Annotated in this window: 17 protein-coding genes; 6 read left to right on the top strand and 11 right to left on the bottom strand. The window is 31.0% G+C overall.

Translation table 11 applies throughout. From position 1 onward, the window contains the following. Nucleotides 1–249: 249 nt before the first annotated feature. The 3 genes from ACU5DF_RS01370 to ACU5DF_RS01360 are packed head-to-tail and all read right to left on the bottom strand — an operon-like array spanning nt 250 to nt 1,943. Nucleotides 250–573 carry a hypothetical protein gene (locus tag ACU5DF_RS01370; RefSeq protein WP_446711512.1) on the bottom strand — a complete coding sequence of 108 codons (324 nt, stop codon included), beginning with the start codon at nt 571–573 and terminating at the stop codon, nt 250–252. Next, nucleotides 563–1,039, bottom strand: a complete 477-nt coding sequence (locus ACU5DF_RS01365) for a hypothetical protein (protein WP_446711511.1) — start codon at nt 1,037–1,039, stop codon at nt 563–565. Before ACU5DF_RS01365 ends, ACU5DF_RS01370 begins: the two co-directional genes overlap by 11 nt. Before the next feature lie 10 nt (nt 1,040–1,049). Then, a complete protein-coding gene (locus ACU5DF_RS01360; RefSeq protein WP_446711510.1) occupies nt 1,050–1,943 on the bottom strand; it encodes a hypothetical protein in 894 nt (297 codons plus the stop codon). A gap of 250 nt (nt 1,944–2,193) precedes the next feature. Here ACU5DF_RS01360 and ACU5DF_RS01355 point away from each other — a divergent pair, with 250 nt between their 5' ends. Continuing rightward, on the top strand, nt 2,194–4,536 hold the full coding sequence (locus ACU5DF_RS01355) for a hypothetical protein (RefSeq protein ID WP_446711509.1): 2,343 nt from the start codon (nt 2,194–2,196) through the stop codon (nt 4,534–4,536). A 22-nt stretch (nt 4,537–4,558) separates the two neighbouring features. On the opposite strand, the gene ACU5DF_RS01350 is transcribed toward ACU5DF_RS01355, so the two are convergent. Further along, nucleotides 4,559–4,987: a hypothetical protein gene (locus ACU5DF_RS01350; protein ID WP_446711508.1), complete on the bottom strand. Its 429-nt coding sequence runs from the start codon at nt 4,985–4,987 to the stop codon at nt 4,559–4,561. A gap of 58 nt (nt 4,988–5,045) precedes the next feature. Next, nucleotides 5,046–5,990 (bottom strand): hypothetical protein, encoded by a 945-nt coding sequence (locus tag ACU5DF_RS01345; RefSeq protein WP_446711507.1) that lies wholly within the window; start codon nt 5,988–5,990, stop codon nt 5,046–5,048. 137 nt (nt 5,991–6,127) lie between these two features. Here ACU5DF_RS01345 and ACU5DF_RS01340 point away from each other — a divergent pair, with 137 nt between their 5' ends. Further along, nucleotides 6,128–6,397: a hypothetical protein gene (locus ACU5DF_RS01340; protein WP_446711506.1), complete on the top strand. Its 270-nt coding sequence runs from the start codon at nt 6,128–6,130 to the stop codon at nt 6,395–6,397. Next, nucleotides 6,375–7,133, top strand: a complete 759-nt coding sequence (locus tag ACU5DF_RS01335) for a hypothetical protein (protein ID WP_446711505.1) — start codon at nt 6,375–6,377, stop codon at nt 7,131–7,133. Before ACU5DF_RS01340 ends, ACU5DF_RS01335 begins: the two co-directional genes overlap by 23 nt. A 5-nt stretch (nt 7,134–7,138) precedes the next feature. Here the strand turns inward: ACU5DF_RS01335 and ACU5DF_RS01330 are convergent, their stop codons facing one another. From ACU5DF_RS01330 to ACU5DF_RS01320, 3 genes are all read right to left on the bottom strand, one after another. Further along, entirely contained in the window at nt 7,139–7,561 is a 423-nt protein-coding gene (locus ACU5DF_RS01330; protein WP_446711504.1) for a hypothetical protein, read from the bottom strand. 2 nt (nt 7,562–7,563) lie between these two features. Beyond that, on the bottom strand, nt 7,564–8,634 hold the full coding sequence (locus ACU5DF_RS01325) for a hypothetical protein (protein WP_446711503.1): 1,071 nt from the start codon (nt 8,632–8,634) through the stop codon (nt 7,564–7,566). Between the two features lie 123 nt (nt 8,635–8,757). After that, complete coding sequence (locus ACU5DF_RS01320) at nt 8,758–11,124, bottom strand: hypothetical protein (RefSeq protein WP_446711502.1); 2,367 nt, start codon at nt 11,122–11,124, stop codon at nt 8,758–8,760. Between the two features lie 291 nt (nt 11,125–11,415). On the opposite strand from ACU5DF_RS01320, the gene ACU5DF_RS01315 reads away from it, so the two are divergent. Further along, nucleotides 11,416–11,586: a hypothetical protein gene (locus tag ACU5DF_RS01315; RefSeq protein WP_446711501.1), complete on the top strand. Its 171-nt coding sequence runs from the start codon at nt 11,416–11,418 to the stop codon at nt 11,584–11,586. A gap of 756 nt (nt 11,587–12,342) precedes the next feature. Here ACU5DF_RS01315 and ACU5DF_RS01310 read toward each other — a convergent pair. After that, complete coding sequence (locus tag ACU5DF_RS01310; protein ID WP_446711500.1) at nt 12,343–12,933, bottom strand: hypothetical protein; 591 nt, start codon at nt 12,931–12,933, stop codon at nt 12,343–12,345. A gap of 11 nt (nt 12,934–12,944) precedes the next feature. Further along, nucleotides 12,945–13,640: a hypothetical protein gene (locus tag ACU5DF_RS01305; RefSeq protein ID WP_446711499.1), complete on the bottom strand. Its 696-nt coding sequence runs from the start codon at nt 13,638–13,640 to the stop codon at nt 12,945–12,947. 491 nt (nt 13,641–14,131) lie between these two features. Here ACU5DF_RS01305 and ACU5DF_RS01300 point away from each other — a divergent pair, with 491 nt between their 5' ends. Then, complete coding sequence (locus ACU5DF_RS01300; RefSeq protein ID WP_446711498.1) at nt 14,132–14,731, top strand: hypothetical protein; 600 nt, start codon at nt 14,132–14,134, stop codon at nt 14,729–14,731. A 367-nt stretch (nt 14,732–15,098) separates the two neighbouring features. Beyond that, the gene (locus ACU5DF_RS01295; protein WP_446711497.1) at nt 15,099–16,613 is read left to right on the top strand and encodes a hypothetical protein; all 1,515 of its coding nucleotides are present in this window, start codon (nt 15,099–15,101) and stop codon (nt 16,611–16,613) included. A 162-nt stretch (nt 16,614–16,775) separates the two neighbouring features. On the opposite strand, the gene ltrA is transcribed toward ACU5DF_RS01295, so the two are convergent. Continuing rightward, nucleotides 16,776–18,086 (bottom strand): group II intron reverse transcriptase/maturase, encoded by a 1,311-nt coding sequence (ltrA, locus tag ACU5DF_RS01290; protein ID WP_446711496.1) that lies wholly within the window; start codon nt 18,084–18,086, stop codon nt 16,776–16,778. Between the last annotated feature and the right edge of the window lie 265 nt (nt 18,087–18,351).

The raw sequence follows: 18,351 nt of genomic DNA, 5'->3' as shown, positions 1-18,351 counted from the left end.
ATACAAGTGGCTATATAATGTTAATTAATAATAGTTGCGATTAATGTTTTAGGTAAGGCAATAATTGCATAAAACTTATTTTCATAAAGTTATTTATTTCATAATTATAAAACCAAAAAACGTTGAAAGTTAGATTCATTGATTTGACAATATTAAATCTTGATATACTATATTAATTGAACAAGGAATTGTTCTATCTGCATAAAACTCTTTTGGCAAAAAACAACATATGGATATGTTGTTTTTTTGTTATCTAAGTTCTTTCTTTTTGATAGTGTCGATCATTTCTTCAAAAGTGAAGGATTTATTGAAATCTGTTGTAATGACTTTAAACACTCTCATTTGTTCGTCAAAAACAAAAGCACCTCCAAAACTTGAATTACAAATACACATTATTTTCAAGCATTTATCTATTGAGTGATTTGATAGTCCATTGATTGATTCTGAGATATCTGCTTCTCTAAGTTCTGTCTTTTTTGCAATTGCTTTATGTAAGTAACCTTTCGATTTCATAGCCGAAAATGCGAACCTAATGATTCTATTGTGATTTTTTCTTATTAACTCATAATTCATTTTTCTGTCCTTTTTCTGTTTTTATTAAAATTTTCAACCCTTCGATAGCGTAAGCATGGTGGTGCGAAGTGATTGTCGTTGTAAACGGGAACAACTCTTCGTTTGAAGCTTCAAATGCATTTCTTAAATCATTAGACTCAACAAAAAACAGCTTCTTTTCATAAGTAAATTTTGGGAAATCTAAGACTTTACAATTTTGAATGCCATACAAGATAATGTTCTTCAAAATTGCACCTGTAAGCTCTTTTTCTGTATTAAGTTTGAGTAGTGAGTAATCTTTGTAAAGCTCTAACAAATGCTTTGAAACTCCCATTCCTGTTACCTTATGTTTTTTCTTTTCTTTTTCTAAAAGTGTTATTGATTCTTCTTCTACAAAGATAGACTTGTTACTCATGTCAAAAGATTGTGTTGTATCCATATCATCTAAATCAATAGAATCGAAATCTTCAAAATTATTAATACTCATCGTTATCTCCTTATGCTGCTGCTTCTTCTTGATCTATCATTGCGTCAACGATTTTACCTAGAACTTCTTTTCCTATTTTAATCTTTGCAGATTTGTTAACAGTCAAACCTTCTTCGAAAACCTTTTCTTTTATTTTCTCTATTTCTTCAATGTCAGACATGAAATTTATATTATGTCTAAAATAGTAATCAAAATTGAAATATCTACTTTCTATCAGTTTTATCGTATAACCATAATTATTTTTTATATCTAACAGACGTTCTTTGATTCGACTAATTTCTGCTTTTCCTATTGGAGCAGATTTAGTTGTGTTCAAAATCAAATTGAAGTTTGTTCTGTTAGTCAATGCTAACTCGCTTTCTTCTCTAACCAACTCTTCAATCCTGTTTAAAGCTGACTTCTCAGACAAAAAATCACCTGATTGGTGAACAACATTGATACAATCAGCATTGTAGGTCTTGTTGCTGTGACGAGCTGGCAGATCAACGATTAAGTGATCAATCTTGTAACCTTTTCCATTGAGCTTATAGATTAACGTTCCGTTTTTATCGATAATATTTCTAAACATTTCTTTATGAATATCTTCTTCTGTCGAAAAAGATTTTCTATCAAAATCAACGTAATCAGTTAAGAATAAAACATTTTTCGGTATTTTTAGATTATCTAATTTAGAATATTCTTTGTTTATGTATGATTCTCTTTCTTCTGAACTTTCTTCAAATAAATGTTTGTAAGATAAGTTTTCATCACAAGTCACTGTTACGATAACTGTTTTTTCTCCGCTAACTTTTGCACGCTCAATCAAACCGTAAGCTTTTGCTAGTGCATGAGAAGTTTTTCCTACTCCACCTTTAATAGCTGTGTAATAAGAAACAATTGTTTTACTTATTTTTGTTTTCGTCATTTTCAAACCTCGTTTTAATTTGTTTTCTAATATTTACATTATCATCAAACAAAACACTGTCAATACAACTTATTAAATAAATTACTTTTTTATGTAAATTATTTAATCGGTAATAAGATGAAAAAAGATGAAACCCCTCCCCCTAAAAGATCAGATTAAAACGTTATAGTAAAACAAGAACTATACAATAACTTGTATTATTTAATAAATATGATATTCGTTAATACATATATAGATAAGGAGATTTGTAATGATTTTAAAGATATCTAAATCACAAAACACATTCGACATGAATAGAAAAATAGAGTTTTCAGATAAAGACCCGTTCGGTTCTTTTGCTTATCATTTAATGTATCTTATCGTTGATAAGAAAACAGGATTGCTTTCAAAAAAACGATTCGATTTTGGAACGACTTTTAAAGAATTAGATTTAACAGAAGAACATTTATTGAAAGAATATGGACATCTTTATGACAAAAGCAAAATAAAACAAGCTTGCAATGATATTTCTATAAAATATAAAGAATATATCAATGATACTTATATAAACGTTCATAATAGTAAAAAATCAAAGTTTCTTGATGAGCATGGCGAAAGCACAGCAGTAAACAAAAACGGGACACCTGAAATATTTCATTATAAAGGTGTGAACTCTTTTGAAAAAGAAGAGTATAAAAAAATAGTCGATAAATTTAACGGTGATATGAATCAAGTGAAAGACTATATGCTTTTGATTGCAAAAGATAGCGTCAAGGAACTCTATAACACAATTAAAAAAGAACAAGGGCTCAAAGGTAAAACAAAAATATCTGATATTGAACTACTCTATGATTTTCATTTAGATCATGACAATCCACACATACATTGGATTACTCATGCTTATGATCCCACAACTAAACGTTTTATGAATGCGATGGATTTTGGTCAATCAAAGAAAGTGGCACACAAAAAAATCGAATTGAAAAACAAAGACGTTTTGTTGCAAGGAATCGCAGATGGTTATGCTCAAAAAGAAGCTCTTGAAGCAAAAGAAAAGTTTCTACAAGCCATTAAGAACAAAGGCTTTACAGATAGTCAAGCAGAGCAACGTTTAAGCCAGATAGAGGAACAGATACAATCTGTGATGACTTCTACGAAGCACAGCACTTTTGAGTCAAAACAAGAGGCTTTGAAACTACTAGGTATAACAATATCAGAGCATAAAGAGCACACTTCTAGTGTTCCGAAAGGTTCAAGGGCAAAAGGCAAAAAGACTATGATTTACAAGATAGACGTAGATAGCTTTGAGCAAGAGCTTTACAGCAATTCGTTCATCGATAACAAAAGACTACAAACAAGCTTCGCAAAAATAAAACAACGTGAGTTTTTCGAACAAGATACTAAAAAAATCTATGGGAACAATAGTGAGTATGGACTCGATAAGATCGAGACTGTCTTAAAACACAACAAAAAACAAAGTGAAGATTTCGTCAAAGTTAAGATCAAAAATGAAAGTCAAAATGGTTCAGTAAATTTATCTCCTGACCGAATCAAAGAGATAAAACATGAAGGTTATAAGCTCTTTTGTAACCGTAATGCTGACGTGGGAATAATCTCACGATTAAATAATAAAGGTCATTTGAACTATTACAAGATATCCAACAACGACAAAGGTTCAGCCAAGTTTAAGGCTAAAAACTACAAAGCTTCACTATTTAACGATACTGGTATTCAGGGTAAAAATCTTATGAAAGATTTTTCAATCGACAATGATTTGATTGAAGAACAACAAGTTTACTTTCAACAATTCATCGCTAAAAAGAAATACGCTGATAGAAATATGGTCTATATCTTCACTGACGTAGACACTTTCAACGATACATTCAATGAAGCTTACAGAATCAATCAGTTTATCAAGTTGTTTGAGAAAGTCGGTTTGAGAAGCGTTGAAACTAATGATGGACACGTATTGCTTAATAAATTTAATGAAGCTGTTTTTTCTGTTGAAGCAAATGAAAACGGTGGATTAACTTTCATAAACTCAGGTCTTAACGATTTTGATAGTGCAAAGTATATGTATAATTCATTGTTAGAAAATATGAAAAATGAAGATAAAGACAAAAAATTCAGATTCTTCATGGAAGGTGAAAATGATGGCAGTCGAGATTTTTACATAACAGCAGCAGAAATTATTTTTTCTTCTGAAACTTCTATGAAAAACTTACGTGTTGATCACGATATCAACGACCCTAATCTACAAAAAGAAATCGAAAGAAAACTTGATTATCAGTTGAATCAATACAATAACAATTTCAAAAGACAAGTTAAGAAACAAGCCAAAAAAGGTTCATTTAATTTCACGAATGCGTATGGAACTCACTTAATTGATAATGAACATTTGAATGAAGAACAGAACGAACGTATCACTAATCAATTGAATGAAAAAATAGCTGATCTTGTAAACAATCATAACGTTGAACTTGATAAGATTACGATTGATAAAAAACCAATAGATACATACATTTCTGAGCATCGTAAAGAAATTAATAGACTGATCAAAAGCAAGTCTGACAAAAGACCAAATTCTAAATCTAGACCAGAACTTAGCTTATAAAAAAAGAACTCATTACGAGTTCTTATCCTTTATTTTTTGTGGGTTTTTCTTTTTGTTTGATATTATGAACTTGAATAATGTCGTAACACTCACTCATTTTTTTAGTAACAATACTCGCCAGTTCTTTGAAAAATCTTATAGACGATATTCTGTCTTCAAAAATATTATTGCTCGATAATCCAAAGGTTTTAGAGTTGCTGATCTCTTCAAGTGCTCCTGACAATTGTGAAAAAATCAAATCGTAGTTTTTGTCAAAGCGACAATCATCCGATAAATCAACGGTTTTCAGAAACTTCAAGTTGTAGATGAAAACACTACACATTTCTTCAAACTCGTCTCGACCAAAATCTTGATCTAGTTTTTGATTACCTAACAGCTTCAACAGCTTCGTATCTTCCGCTAATGGCTTAAAGTTACAGCTTTCACCAGAGAAACCTTCTCTCAGAACCATTTTAAAGACACTTGTTACAACAAACTTATCTATCGACTGCTTTTTGTATAAAAGCTTGTTAAATGTGTAACAGATGCTTTCTTTTGCTAAGTCTGAAACAGTTATCTGTGGTAACTTTTGACATGAGAAATGGGCTTGAACAACAACCCTTGCTTGGAGTTAGTGAAGAGTTCTCACTATGGCAAGCAGCACATTCAAAAAAGTCTTTTTCAAAGCTCGTTATCACTCCATTTATCACTCTTACTTTCACTCTAAAACCAATCAGAGGCTTGAAAATCTTGCTGAATTCAGCAGCGTTTCTTTCGTTCAACAAACGCTTGATAGACACAAAAGAAGCTGACGATAAGTTTATGTAAAAATCCCCAACAACAGGTTTGAACTTGTCATAACCTTCATAAAATTTCGTGTCCTTCATTTTGCTTGAAATCTTCTCCATTTCCTTTTTTCTAGTATCGAAAAGCGTATCCTGCTCTTTGTTCTTTTTTAATTCTCCCCTCTTCACTTTTTTAGGTTCGATCTTAGGTTCTTTTTTTGAAAGACTTTTTATATCAATACTTCTGTTTTGTCTGGTTAAGATACACTTGTCAAACTCACCAGATTCAACAGAAGTTGGTAGAATCGATACATATTCAAGAGTATTAGTGACGATTATTTCAGAGTATTCGCTGCACGATTTTTTAATCAAATATATGTCATAGTCTTTTTTCAATATGTCATAGATATGATAATATTTTTTGAACATGAAAAAATCTTCAAAATCCTCTCTATCAACTTTGTATTGTGCGTCAAAATCAATATCCAACATTATCTTATCGTTAATATTAAGATCGTCTGGAAGAGAATCCACAAAGCTTCCATCTTCACTTAACTCCATTATTTCGATTAACTCTTCGTCTATATCAACGTCTATATCTTCTTCTTCAAAATCTATGTCTATTCCTTCAAGATTATCATCAAGCTCGAAATCAAAGTCTAAATCTTTACTTTCAGTTTCTTTATTCATAATGTTCGCTCCTCTCAGCTTATGTAAAAATTAAAACATATATTTAATATTATTCAACATTATATATATAATAATTTTACTTTAATAAATAAAATGGTAAATTAAAACTAAGAAGACAAAACAATTAGAGAGTTAAAATGAACGATACTACTGAGATCTTAAAAACAATTTATACAAATCAAATTTTTAATAAAATATTTTTTAAAATATTGAGTGATAAAGGTATTTCTGAAACAGAATTTTACAATCATTTCAAAGAAGAGATTCCAAGTATAAATATAATATCATCTTTTGACTTTCAAAAGGCTTTACTAATCACAGATAATTTAGAAGAATCAAACGCACTATTTTTAAGTATAATGAATAAAAAAACAAGGAGACACTATGAAAATGGAATTATTAAATAAGATAAACAATTACAAGTCAGAACTTCTGATCGAGCAAGTTTTTAAAATCAGCAGAATCAAACATGAACATTTCAACAAAAATGTAGAAGAGTTAAGTAATCTATCAAACGATTATCATACAAACATGTTAAGGTTCAAACAAACAGGTCAAAAAATATTCTTAACCAATTCGAAAGAATCAAAAAGAGAACACGATAGTAAATTATCAAAATTAAACAATAGTATGTTCAAATGCACAGGTATAGATTTTTCGAATGATAATTCTGATAGTGAATGTTATAGAGCACTCATCAATAAATTTGGACTGTTTAAAGTGATCAGGGTTTTGTTTCAAAACGAGTTAAAAGTAATTTATCAATTGACTTATCAATCACAATCAAAAAACGAAAATGATGAAAAACGAAAAATAATCGCTGACATTTATGAAGAGAAGTTGAAGAACTTAGGTATAGAATCAGGAATCACAGTATTTTATGAACTGTTTAAAGCATTACATTCAAACAATGAACTAGCTTTTAACTTCAACAACAACAGAATTCGTAAAGGCATCTCTGAAAAGCATTTCGAAGTAGGTAAGGATTTTGAAGATATCACACACAATCTTATTTTAAACAATTATGTTTTTTCGGATACGACAAAAGATTTTGAACACTATCACAGTCATTACTTCTATGAAATTTTTGTCCTTAAAGCGACTTTTTCGCAAGCGATTGAAGAAGTAAATAGAAGCGTTTAACGCTTCTATTTTTTAAGTTTTCTCTTTCTCTTTTTAACTTTCTCTTTGAAGAAAAACAAATCAAATATCATAACTTCAATAATACTATTGAGTTTTTCACATTTCATTAATTCTCGATCCACTAAGTAAATAGAATCCTCTTCTGAAAACTGATTTACTTGATTATCATAAAGCACATAGATATAAGCATTTTTAACTTCTGATAATCGTTGTTTAATGTAAAGATAGTTTCTTTCATTGTTCCTAAACTTTGAAAGATTCTGCATTCTTAAAGATAAATCTTCAAAGATATTTACCAGTTCATTGCTGTTCAATTCTTGTAACTGATTATAGTAATCAGTAAAACTCACATAACAATCAACGTTTTTAAGGTTAACTGTTAGTAAATTATAAAAGAAACTCTGAATTAAATATCTTTGATTATTCATTCTTACCTTCTCAATCCACTTTTACGGCTTTGTTTTTTGTTTTGTTCAGGTTTTTCTTCACTGATTGAATTAGCAATTTCATTTTCAAGGTCGCTTTCTAAATTCTTTATGTTCAAAGGTTCAATTGGTTCTTTACAATCGTTTTTAAGTGGATCATTACTTACTTCAACTTGTTCATCTTTTTTGAAGGTTGGTGTAATCTCTATCTCTGGTTCTGAATCGTCATTAGAGCTTTGAAAGCTCTGAGCTTCTTCTAAGTCATAACCTAAGTCTTCGTCTTCTAGTGATTGAATATGCTCATTCACTACCCTTTCAACTGCTTCTTCCTTGTCAGACGATTCATAATTAAGACCTAAACCTATTTCGGATTCTTCAACAGAACCTGGCATTCCTTCAACAACTTCATTATCAGGTGAATCAACAACGTCTTTCGGCTGTTCCACAGGCTCGATATCAGGTGAATCGATAACGTCTTTCGGCTGTTGCACGACTTTGTTTAAAGATAAGCTATTAGTTACTTCAAAGCCTTGTGCATTCCTGACTCTATCGAGAACTTCTACAACAGACTTATCAATTTTCTTGTGTAGAGTCAGCTCATTAAGATCGAAAAGACCTTCTTCTTTAATTTCAGTCAAAGCCATCTCAAACGACTTCAAATTTTTATCAGAAACAGGAAATTGTGATATGTGTTTAGATTCTGCCATCATCAACGAAGCGATCATCGCATCTTTCGAAGGAGATAAACCAGCGTTTACGCTTTTAACATTGCCAGTCAATCCTTTGTTTACTTTCAACATTAATTGACCAGACTCATCATAATACTCACTCTTCAATCTATTTGTAGAGTGATTACCGAGCTTTTGATCTAAGTATTCTTTTAAATAATCTTTTCTTTTTGTATTTAGTTTAATGTCTTCTTCATGATTTTCATAATCATCATTAAAGCTGTTGTTTAACCAACTAAAAACACTTCCAATCTTTAAATCATTTTTACTTTTTTCACCAACAACAAAACCTTCATCTATTTTCGTATTTTCTAACAATTCATTTAACATTTCTTTTTTATCACTCATATAAACTCCATTATTAAATATATAAAATCAATATATACATCTAACAATATAGCATAATAATATTTTCCGACAAGACAGGTAAATAAAAACCCCTATAAAGAGAGGTTCTTGCTAAAGTTATTATTATCTTACTGCTAAATTCAAATGCTCATCAATTTGTTGGCTCAATTTCGATTTTACTGAGTTTATTATGAAAAACATAATTACTATTTTTATCACAAAAGAAAGCAAATGGAATGAAAAATCAAAAAACGATTTTTCCATTGATAAAATCATTGCTTTAATGTTATCGAACGTAATCATTAAGATAATATCAATATTCAAGTAAATAATATAAATCAAAACGATATACAACAACAAACGTATAAAATCAGAAAATATTTCTTTAAAAGCAATCTTATACATTTCTCCATCAACTCGATTTACACTTGACATAACACTTGTGAAAATTGTCATGGGTAAATATATGATGTTCAGTAGTAATCTCATAAAGCTGTTTAGAATACTAAAAATCGTAGGAACGAAAATCAAAAAAACTAATGAAATTGTCATTATCGCAGAAGTTAAGAAAATACTTGAAACTTTAGTTAGTATCTTGGAAACGTCAATCGATAAGTGTTTCAAAACGATTTGAGTTACAACAATGTTATTAATCGTTTTGGTTGAAAAATATGGTGTATCCGTAAAGTAATTATTGGAAAATTCTACTGTTAAAAAAGCGAATAGACTGTCTTGAAGTTTTCCTTTCAACCCCTTGTCAGTCTGTGCTGAATTGTAAGCAGAAGACATTTTTAAAAGTAATGCTGTTTTGGCTAGACCCTTACCAAAATCCGTCACTTCTTTATTGATTGATAAGCAACGATAACCATTAGAAATAGTCTCAGGTAAATCAAGACAGTGAGAAAAACGCTTAACAATGCCTGTTACTTCCATTCCTACGATCTCAGTTATAACTTGATCAGTAGAAGGAATTGCAAGTTTACTCAAATCAATAAGGTCAATGTAATTTTCTATCGTTTTATGATAAGTTTTTGGTGTCGCTGTGAATGTAATCGTGTCGATAACTTCACCACCCCTTTCATTGTCATTGAACAAATTACTATTAATGTAGCTTTTATCAATTTTTCTCATTCTAAACAGATCGTTAGAGTAGTTTGATAAAGACTCGTGATAGTCATTCAGAAGCTTAGAGGGTATCGAAAGTATACCTAATTTAATGTTCTGATAATGATATTTGTTTTTGTAGAATTGAAGCGCAGGAGCACAGGAAAAGTAACCATCTTTCGAACACAATTTTGCTGTTAGATCTTTTATTTCATTTACTGTTAGTTCTTCTTTTGAACCAAAAATCATAGTTGATCTGTCATTTAAAACAGACCCATTAAGAACAGATTCATAATCGTAAAGAGAATTGTCATAATGCTTTATCATGAAGTTTCTAGAAGAACACATAGCTTTTACTTTGACATATAGTAAAAGTTCAGATTTATAAATAGTGTCATACTCATCAAACGTATTATCAATCGATTCACAATACTCAACATATTCTTTGTCGAAGAACGTTCTGTTTGAAAATTCGTTAGAGTTAGTTACATTATCTTCTGTATTTTTAATTTCTAATATTGTCTTACTATCCGCTATTGTTTTAGTTTGTATTGCGCTATTGACTAGCGCATTAAAGTAATCAATGACAATTTCTTTTTCTTTGCTTTCAATGTCGATTTCCAACTCTTTACCATATCCATTAAGAACCGTGTTTTTTCTAAATGTGTAATAAGACAAAGAGTTTCCCATTTTCACTGATAGATAGTATAAATCGTCTTTCGCAACAAAATTCAACGTATAGTCTTTCGACAAAAAAGACGAAGCTAGAAAATCAAGAGTGAACGTTTCAAAGTCATCGACTAGCGCTAATGGATCACCTACCTTGATTGAAGGAATTAGATAGTCTCGATCTTCTTCACTTGAAATACGCTCAATATTTCTTTCAACGTCAAGAATCAAACCATAACTCAACTTGATAATATGATACTGTAAAACAGGAATTTTCATTGTATTGCCGTTTCCCATATTGACAGTAGTATTGAAGTTAAGTAGAGCTAACAAAGACAGTAGTAACAAGGCTTTTGACCCATACTTACCAAGGCTTGATTCAACGCTTGTTTCAGCGAGAGCAAGAGCAGTCATTAAGGATAGTGTTACAATGACTAGGCTTGAAAGAAAAAACAAAAAATACGTTATTGTTATGGCACTAATGGTAGACATCGATCCGTTGAGCATTGTTATTGTGTTTTGATTGTCTACAAAAGGGAACACGGATTTTATGATACTTGCAAAAGCATACTGATCGGTTAAAAGTTCTTGGTTGCTGTTAGCCAAAGCATTAGTCATAAACAAACTGAGCATAATTAAAACAATAGAAATTAACGTTTTATTTTGATACCAGTTTTTATTTTCAATTTTATTATTTTTACATTCATTACACTTCATAAACTCTCCTTGTATATAATTATATATATCATTTAAAGAAAGCAATTCAATACAAAGCAAGTAAATAATTAATTTTATACGCTATTGCCGTATTTTTCATTTATTAACATTAGAATTATTTTTGAATAATTTCAGTAATTCAAGCTTATAAAAAGCAAGTCAAACCATTTATCAACCATACAATGTATAAAACTAATTACGTATTTTTGTAATTTATTTAATTAATTTTATTGACAAACGTGATTTATTTGATCTAATTAAATAAGAAGGAATAAAAAAAAGGAATTTATTATGGAGAATAAGTATACAGCTAAAATCAACATTCAAATAAAGCACATTGAAAAGCAGTTAAAAGAAACAGATCTTAAAATGGTTGAAAGAAAACATTTAGAATCAGAACTGGAAAGAAAACTGGAACGATTAGAATATATTATTGATTACTACAATAATATTGACCAATAAACTTTTAGTTGAGCAATCCCACACAAAACCCGCAGCCCTTTTCATAAGGGTTGTTTTTTTCGCTTATCACGGCATTACATACACCAGAAAGAGAATAGTATAATTATTCTCTTTCTAACTAAATTTATTGGCTTTACGAAAGGTTTTATTTCACTTCTTCGTTCTTTTCTACTAATATATCTTTTTGAAATTACACGAAACAGCGCCAATTTCATTAAAATATATATTTTCTCACCTTCGAATAATTACTTAAATTTTCACGTTCGTTTATATTCGTTTTGATTACCCAGAGTCGGCAGCACGTTAGATTCATCATTTGTTTTCTCATTGTCACTATATTGACAATGAGAAGTTAGAAGTGACTGTCCTTTGTAATAACAAGGCAATGTCATGAATTATCTGTTTATTTATTCGTTGTGACTTTCGATTGTTTCCACAAAATCATAGTCTCAAGACCAGTAATAGGTTATTTTCTTAAAATAACAATTCCAAAATATAACAAGTTATAGCAATTATAATTTAGAGTTCAGTTTCGCTAATTACTAGTGTAAATAGTAATATTACTAGAATCTCTAGAATACATTAGGTGAAAGGTTCTCTTAAGCTTAAGCCTGATTAAGCTTAAGAGATACTCTATCCGTGATAACGAGTGGTAGTAAAAGTATTTTTGATTCTTTATCATCAACGATTTTAAGTTTAAGTTTAAGTTTTATATAGAAAATAATGAAATTCTTATATAAACGCTAGATATTTATGTCAACTTTTTAAATCAAAAAGCTCCTCTGTATATTTTACTTTTCTATTTTCTAGAAGATTAATTCTTTCATTAATCTCGTGAAGTACTTCTGTTTTATAGTCGTATACCTCTGACCGTTGGAAGTGAGTAGAAAGAATATAAAAGAAACTTAAACAACCAACTATCATAAGAACTAAATGTGTTAGCATCATTGGTAAGCCAAGATTATATAGAAACCCATAAAAATCAAATGGAAGTAATGGAGCAATATCATATTCAGAACCACCTAGCTTTAAATTAAATGCAAATGCAATAACAACAATCAAATAAAAGAAAAACTCTTTAAGCGTCATTGAATAACATCGATATGCATCTTCATCCTTATTACCAGTAATCAACTTAAAAAAGTCAAAAGTTCTAGGAATAATGTCGTCAATAAAAATGAATTTTAAACCAGTGATAATGCCGACAGAAAGAATAACAAACATTCCTGTGAATACCATATTATCTGAAATACCTATATCATCAAAGGACAATACATTGCGAAATAAAGTGCTGACAACGAGGATAGACATAACAGAAAGTAAAATATTTAATTTTTTATCAATCACAATTTTGAGTCCTATGCATTTTCATTTTTAAGGGTAGTAAGACTAAAAACTCTATCTCTTTCTTTGTAAAGAAACGCAAGTTCGTCATCAACAACAGCTATTTTGTCGTCTATTTTTTTCTTGTCGATTTCATAATCAACATCTTCAATTGCTTTTATTTTTGTTTTTTCATTAATAGAATTTAAACCATGCAATTGAGCATGTTCAACAATATTTCTAACGTCTTCTTCGGATTTACCATTCATTCCAGAAGATTTCATGATTTCTTGTGCAATTCTAATTCGATCTTCTTCTCGTTCTTTTTTCTTTTCAAGCTTTTCTTCTTCTTCCATTTTTTTAATATCGTCAAGAACATAGTCTAAAGTTTTATTCCAAGCTCTTGCCGTTTTATTGCTACCTCTCATTAAATAAAAAGCAAGAGAGATAATGAGTGGTAAAGGAAGACAAGCCCAATATATACCAGAATCTATACCAAAGATAAAAAAACCAATTAAAACAATTGTACGCCCAATTGTTTTAACGATTTCTCCTGCATCACAGCCTTCATAGTAACCAAAAAAAACAGCAATGAAGCCTTTTTGAACACCACGTTCAGCGTTTTTTATATCTTTAATGGTTTCTTGAGAAAAATCCACATACGGATCAATTTTTTCACCATTAATTATTTCAGGAGTTTTTTTACCATATTTTTCATTAACCAAAGCCATAGATTCATCTCTTTTAAGTAATAATCAATTTAAAAACAATAATATAAATTGACATTTAACAATTCAAGCTTTTGTTCATAAAAAGTTAAAAAATGCGTTGTTTATCTGGTTTCTACTTAGAAAGGCCACTTGACGAGCTTAGTTCTATTATCTTTAGCTTAGAGTACAAACTCACCTATTGAGGTTATTATCAATGAGCAGTATAAAGATTTCATTCCACACTAGCATTTACACAAGCCTATTTATTAATATCTATAAAGGCATGAGTCCCACTACAAGATTTATAATCTAACCAGTCGAATGCAAAAATTAATTTTCGCTAATTCGACAACGTCCATTCTCATAAATTTGTCTTGATTACAAAATATTGGTGGTTAGAATCTTCAATACAACTATACACTTCACATAATAAACACGTTTGATTGCAACAAGCCCGAGAGCGTTGTATTTTCTATGTGTCGGCTCTTTAATTTTTACAGGACTTAATATAAATGAAAATAAAATATTCTTCTTTAATTTATTCAGTGATTTTTTTCTCTTGCTTTGCTAACGGCAACAAGTTAGAAGAACAAGATCTATCATATTTAGTAAAAGGTGCGGATCAAACTATATGTAAAGATTATTTTTACTATGCTGAAAAACATGGGACTTCACGTTTAAATGGTTTAGTACTGTCTAGTGAGAAGGATTATGATCGTGTGCTTTTTGAGGATATTATATTTACAAAATATTTTAACCTTGCTATGTATCTTAATAATAAGAAAGCAATAAGAATGATAGATTTGCAAGAAAAAGATACGACAATTACTTTCTATGAAAAACCATATAATAATAAAAAACTTAAACGAGGTGGTAAAAAATTCGTTTTAACATTTGAAAAAGATATTCCAGACGAATATATATTAGAAATATTTGAATCTAGTGGTTTAAGTTTAAAAGATGGTGAATTTTTCAAGCGTAAAGTTCCGTTAGCTTTAAGTGGGAAAGAAAAGATCTTCAATTTAACTTACAAAGTAAATGAGGATATTGAAAATAATAGGAGCCGCTATGTGTCATCAGCTTGTGAAGAAAATTTAAAACGAGAAAATTAAACTAAAAAAACCGCAGTAAACTGCGGTTTATACTTCACATTATTTGCCATTTATCGCCAGTAGGATTTTCTACTAACTTACTCAATAGTTTTTAACCACTTTCAAGCGTTAAAATATGATGTTCAATTTCGAAATTACAATCACAAAGCTTTTCGTTTTCTTAATCGTTAGTTCTGTTCACTAAACCAATTCAATATGTCTAAATATAAACATAAATTTAGATACTAATGATTATAACCGCTTCAAAAACTTTCGACCATAGCCCATAGATACAGAACCAATATTACATTCGCAACAATTTATGTTAATATTCAATGAAATTCGTCTATCTATATCACTCTGAAATGGAAATAATTTAAGGATTTATATGTATACAAGTAAACAAGTTATCAGTTTAGCAATAGCAGCAAGTTTTTCATTCTCTGCCAATGCATTCTTTGGTGGTGATATTACATTATCAAAAGATGGTCTTCTTGCTATGCCTAATGACCAAGTTGAAAGAACTGTATTTTATATTGAAGCTGAAGATATTGAAGCAGCTAAAAAAATTAGACAACAGACAGAACCTTGGTTTCGTGATTTAACACTAGGAAGTGATTTTTCAAGCTTTGACGAAATTCCTAAAGACGAAGATTTTCCTGATTTTCACACTTATAAGCATTATTTCAGTGAAGATAACATTCGCCTAATTTCACTACAACTCGCTTTTACCTCTTATAAAGATAGTTTGAAAAATATCGATCCCATCGTAAACGAAATGAAACAAAATGAAATCAAAAGAGAAACTGAATATTTAGCAAAACTTCGAGAAGAAGAAAAAACAATTTTAGCTAAAAATGAAGCATATTATTCAGAAGCCAATGTCGTCCGTGAAGAACAAATGAAAACAGAAAAAACCCTTCAAAACGCAGAAACAGCAGCAGAAAATGTTAATAAAGATGTTTTTGAGTATGTTAATAAATACATTACAGAAAATAATTTTGAAGTTAAAAGATTTGATTTAAAAAGTGTAAGTAAATCTTCAATGAAAGAAAAAACATGTAAAGGTGAAGGCTTTGTTTATAATGAAGATAAACCAATTAAAAGTGCTTATTACAAACAAGTAAACCCAACACTTTGTGTAACAACAAACTTTTTTAAAAAATTCGACCCAGAAATTATCAAACATTTAAAAGATGACCCAGAGTTTATATCTCTTGTTGACAAACAGATCGATACACTTGTCGTTGAATACCCTAAAATGGGTGAATGGAAAATGAAAAAACAAGACGTTACACCTGTTGATTATTCAAAAATCCTAAAAACTCAAAAAAAGGCAAACAAAGCAGCGATAAAAGAAATCAGTTCTCGATTAGGTGTTACTGAAAGAGGCTTGAAAAGTGTCAAAGAAAATAACGAGAAAAAGATTAAGGAACAAGAAGACTCTATAAGCACGAAGTTAGCTTTATTTGAAGAAAATATTGATGAAAATAAACTAAAAGCTTACAATAAAATAAGTACATCGCATTTACGTAAAATGATCTCTGATTCTGTTAATTTTGAATATGAACGAATTCTTCTTGACGATTTTTCAACTAAAAGTGCTAAATATGGCACAGTGGAGTTAAAGCATGACGAAGATAAGCCAGTCGCTATTATTTTAGATTCAACAGGAGGTAAACGTGAAATTAGTTTTGTTCATGTTAATTATGCAAAAGCTGCAGTTGAATATGTTTACAATAAAGACGATAAGACGTATTCATTCAAAAAATTAAAACAAGCACACCCTAGAACATTTACACAGAAAAACATTAGTAATTACAAACATAGTGATATAGATTTACTTCTTGGTGTTTATATGAGATCGATATTAAACTCTAACAGACTCTGCTCAAGAAGCTAAAAAACTTGATGGAAGTGACGATGACGAGTATTTAAACAGAGTATTAGGTCCAGTTAAATAACTCGATGTTAGTAAGTTATATATCATAAAGGAGAGGTTAAACTCTCCTTTTAATAATTATTTACAAATCGAGTAGGAGGAGGCCTCGCGGCCTCCGTCCTCTCACACCACCGTACAAGCGTGGGTCGCATACGGCGGTTCCGAATACATTTTCAGTGCCTTATACCCATCCAATAATGAGTATAATCCCATCTCCATCAGTTTTACGTTTGGAAGTGCATGATTCACTTGAGGTGTTCTTGAGAGTCTCCACCAACCTTTATCTGACATCGCTAATTTCCAAGCATTTCGCTCGCTTACACCCTCTTGGCGTAGCCACATCGCTATGCTGTATTTTCGCTTTCTCTGCTTCAGGCGGTAGCTCCGAAGTCGGCGTCTTATCCAACTGTCTAGAGTTCCCATTACACTCGGTTTTAAAGCCAATTTAAAGTAGTGTTGCCATCCTCTAAGATATTGAGTTAATTCTTTTATTATTGCCTTTAACTCTCTTCCTCGATTTCGTTTCGTTATCTCTCTGACCCGCTTTTTCATTCTTGCTTTCGCCTCTTTTGATAGACGGATCTGACCTGAGTAACTAAAACTGTGGCTTAGATAACTGCGCTCCGTTATTCTTGTCGCCGCACTTTTCTCTCGGTTAACCTTGAGTTTCAGTTTATGCTCTAAGAATACGGTGATCGAGTCTTTGACTCTCTCTGCAGCTTCCTGACTACTCACATAGATTTGGCAATCGTCTGCATATCGACAGAACTTATGCCCTCTACGTTCTAGCTCTTTATCTAGCTCATCTAATACTATATTAGATAGTAAAGGTGACAGAGGACCACCTTGTGGGGTTCCTCTTTGTCTACACTCTATTATCCCATTTCGCATCAGTCCACTTTGTAAATATGACCTAATTAACTTCAAAACTCGTTTATCTTCAATATCTTCTGCTAAACGATGCATCAATCTATCGTGATTAACGGTATCGAAATACTTTTCTAGATCTATATCTACAACGTATCCTCTTCCTTCTCTGATGTATTGACTCGCTGTCGCTAAGGCATTATGAGCGCTACGCATTGGCCTAAAACCAAAACTACTCTTCGAGAATTTTGGCTCATAAACTTCTGTTAACACTATCGTGATAGCTTGTTGAACTATTCGATCTAGAACCGTTGGTATTCCCAACTGCCTGACACCACCTTTAGCTTTCGGGATCTCAACACCCAAGACTGGTTGAGGTTGATAACTACCTTCTAATAAGGATTGACGCAATTGTTGTCCATTATCGCCTTGCTTGAGTTTATTAATGGTCGCTTCGATGCTGAGTCTATCAACTCCCGCACACCCTTTATTACTCTTCACTCGGCGTAATGCTGCGTTCAAATTAGTTGGAGCGCTAATGCGCTCTAGTAGTTGAGAGGTATTCACCAAGACTCGCCTTTCTTTCTACGCCAGATACGTTTGTTACGCTTTGTCACCGTCAGTGCTACTTGCGGTTTTACCAACTGGGACAGAGTGATGGGTTTCATCGTTGCTGTTACTCCACGTATTTGAGTGTTTAGCGGCTGCTTCTTGATATATTCGGTTCAGGCCTTCCTTTAAACTGTACTGGTTTAAAGTACTATGCCGTCGGCTGACTTCTTAACTTCCGTCGAGTGACATCACTGCCGCTCTAGTCTCTTTGAGACAAAGG

The organism is Aliivibrio wodanis (assembly GCF_052920805.1).
The sequence above is the reverse complement of the archived record's forward strand: the minus strand, read 5'-3'. Positions and strand labels throughout refer to the sequence as shown.

Bases quoted from the DNA above. Each gene is read 5' to 3' on its own strand.
- ACU5DF_RS01305 (WP_446711499.1), bottom strand. From the start codon at position 13,640: ATGGCTTTGGTTAATGAAAAATATGGTAAAAAAACTCCTGAAATAATT.
- ACU5DF_RS01300 (WP_446711498.1), top strand. From the start codon at position 14,132: ATGAAAATAAAATATTCTTCTTTAATTTATTCAGTGATTTTTTTCTCT.
- ACU5DF_RS01330 (WP_446711504.1), bottom strand. From the start codon at position 7,561: ATGAATAATCAAAGATATTTAATTCAGAGTTTCTTTTATAATTTACTA.
- ACU5DF_RS01325 (WP_446711503.1), bottom strand. From the start codon at position 8,634: ATGAGTGATAAAAAAGAAATGTTAAATGAATTGTTAGAAAATACGAAA.
- ACU5DF_RS01345 (WP_446711507.1), bottom strand. From the start codon at position 5,990: ATGAATAAAGAAACTGAAAGTAAAGATTTAGACTTTGATTTCGAGCTT.
- ACU5DF_RS01295 (WP_446711497.1), top strand. From the start codon at position 15,099: ATGTATACAAGTAAACAAGTTATCAGTTTAGCAATAGCAGCAAGTTTT.
- ACU5DF_RS01320 (WP_446711502.1), bottom strand. From the start codon at position 11,124: ATGAAGTGTAATGAATGTAAAAATAATAAAATTGAAAATAAAAACTGG.
- ACU5DF_RS01335 (WP_446711505.1), top strand. From the start codon at position 6,375: ATGAAAATGGAATTATTAAATAAGATAAACAATTACAAGTCAGAACTT.
- ACU5DF_RS01365 (WP_446711511.1), bottom strand. From the start codon at position 1,039: ATGAGTATTAATAATTTTGAAGATTTCGATTCTATTGATTTAGATGAT.
- ACU5DF_RS01350 (WP_446711508.1), bottom strand. From the start codon at position 4,987: ATGGTTCTGAGAGAAGGTTTCTCTGGTGAAAGCTGTAACTTTAAGCCA.
- ACU5DF_RS01370 (WP_446711512.1), bottom strand. From the start codon at position 573: ATGAATTATGAGTTAATAAGAAAAAATCACAATAGAATCATTAGGTTC.
- ACU5DF_RS01360 (WP_446711510.1), bottom strand. From the start codon at position 1,943: ATGACGAAAACAAAAATAAGTAAAACAATTGTTTCTTATTACACAGCT.
- ACU5DF_RS01355 (WP_446711509.1), top strand. From the start codon at position 2,194: ATGATTTTAAAGATATCTAAATCACAAAACACATTCGACATGAATAGA.
- ACU5DF_RS01315 (WP_446711501.1), top strand. From the start codon at position 11,416: ATGGAGAATAAGTATACAGCTAAAATCAACATTCAAATAAAGCACATT.
- ACU5DF_RS01340 (WP_446711506.1), top strand. From the start codon at position 6,128: ATGAACGATACTACTGAGATCTTAAAAACAATTTATACAAATCAAATT.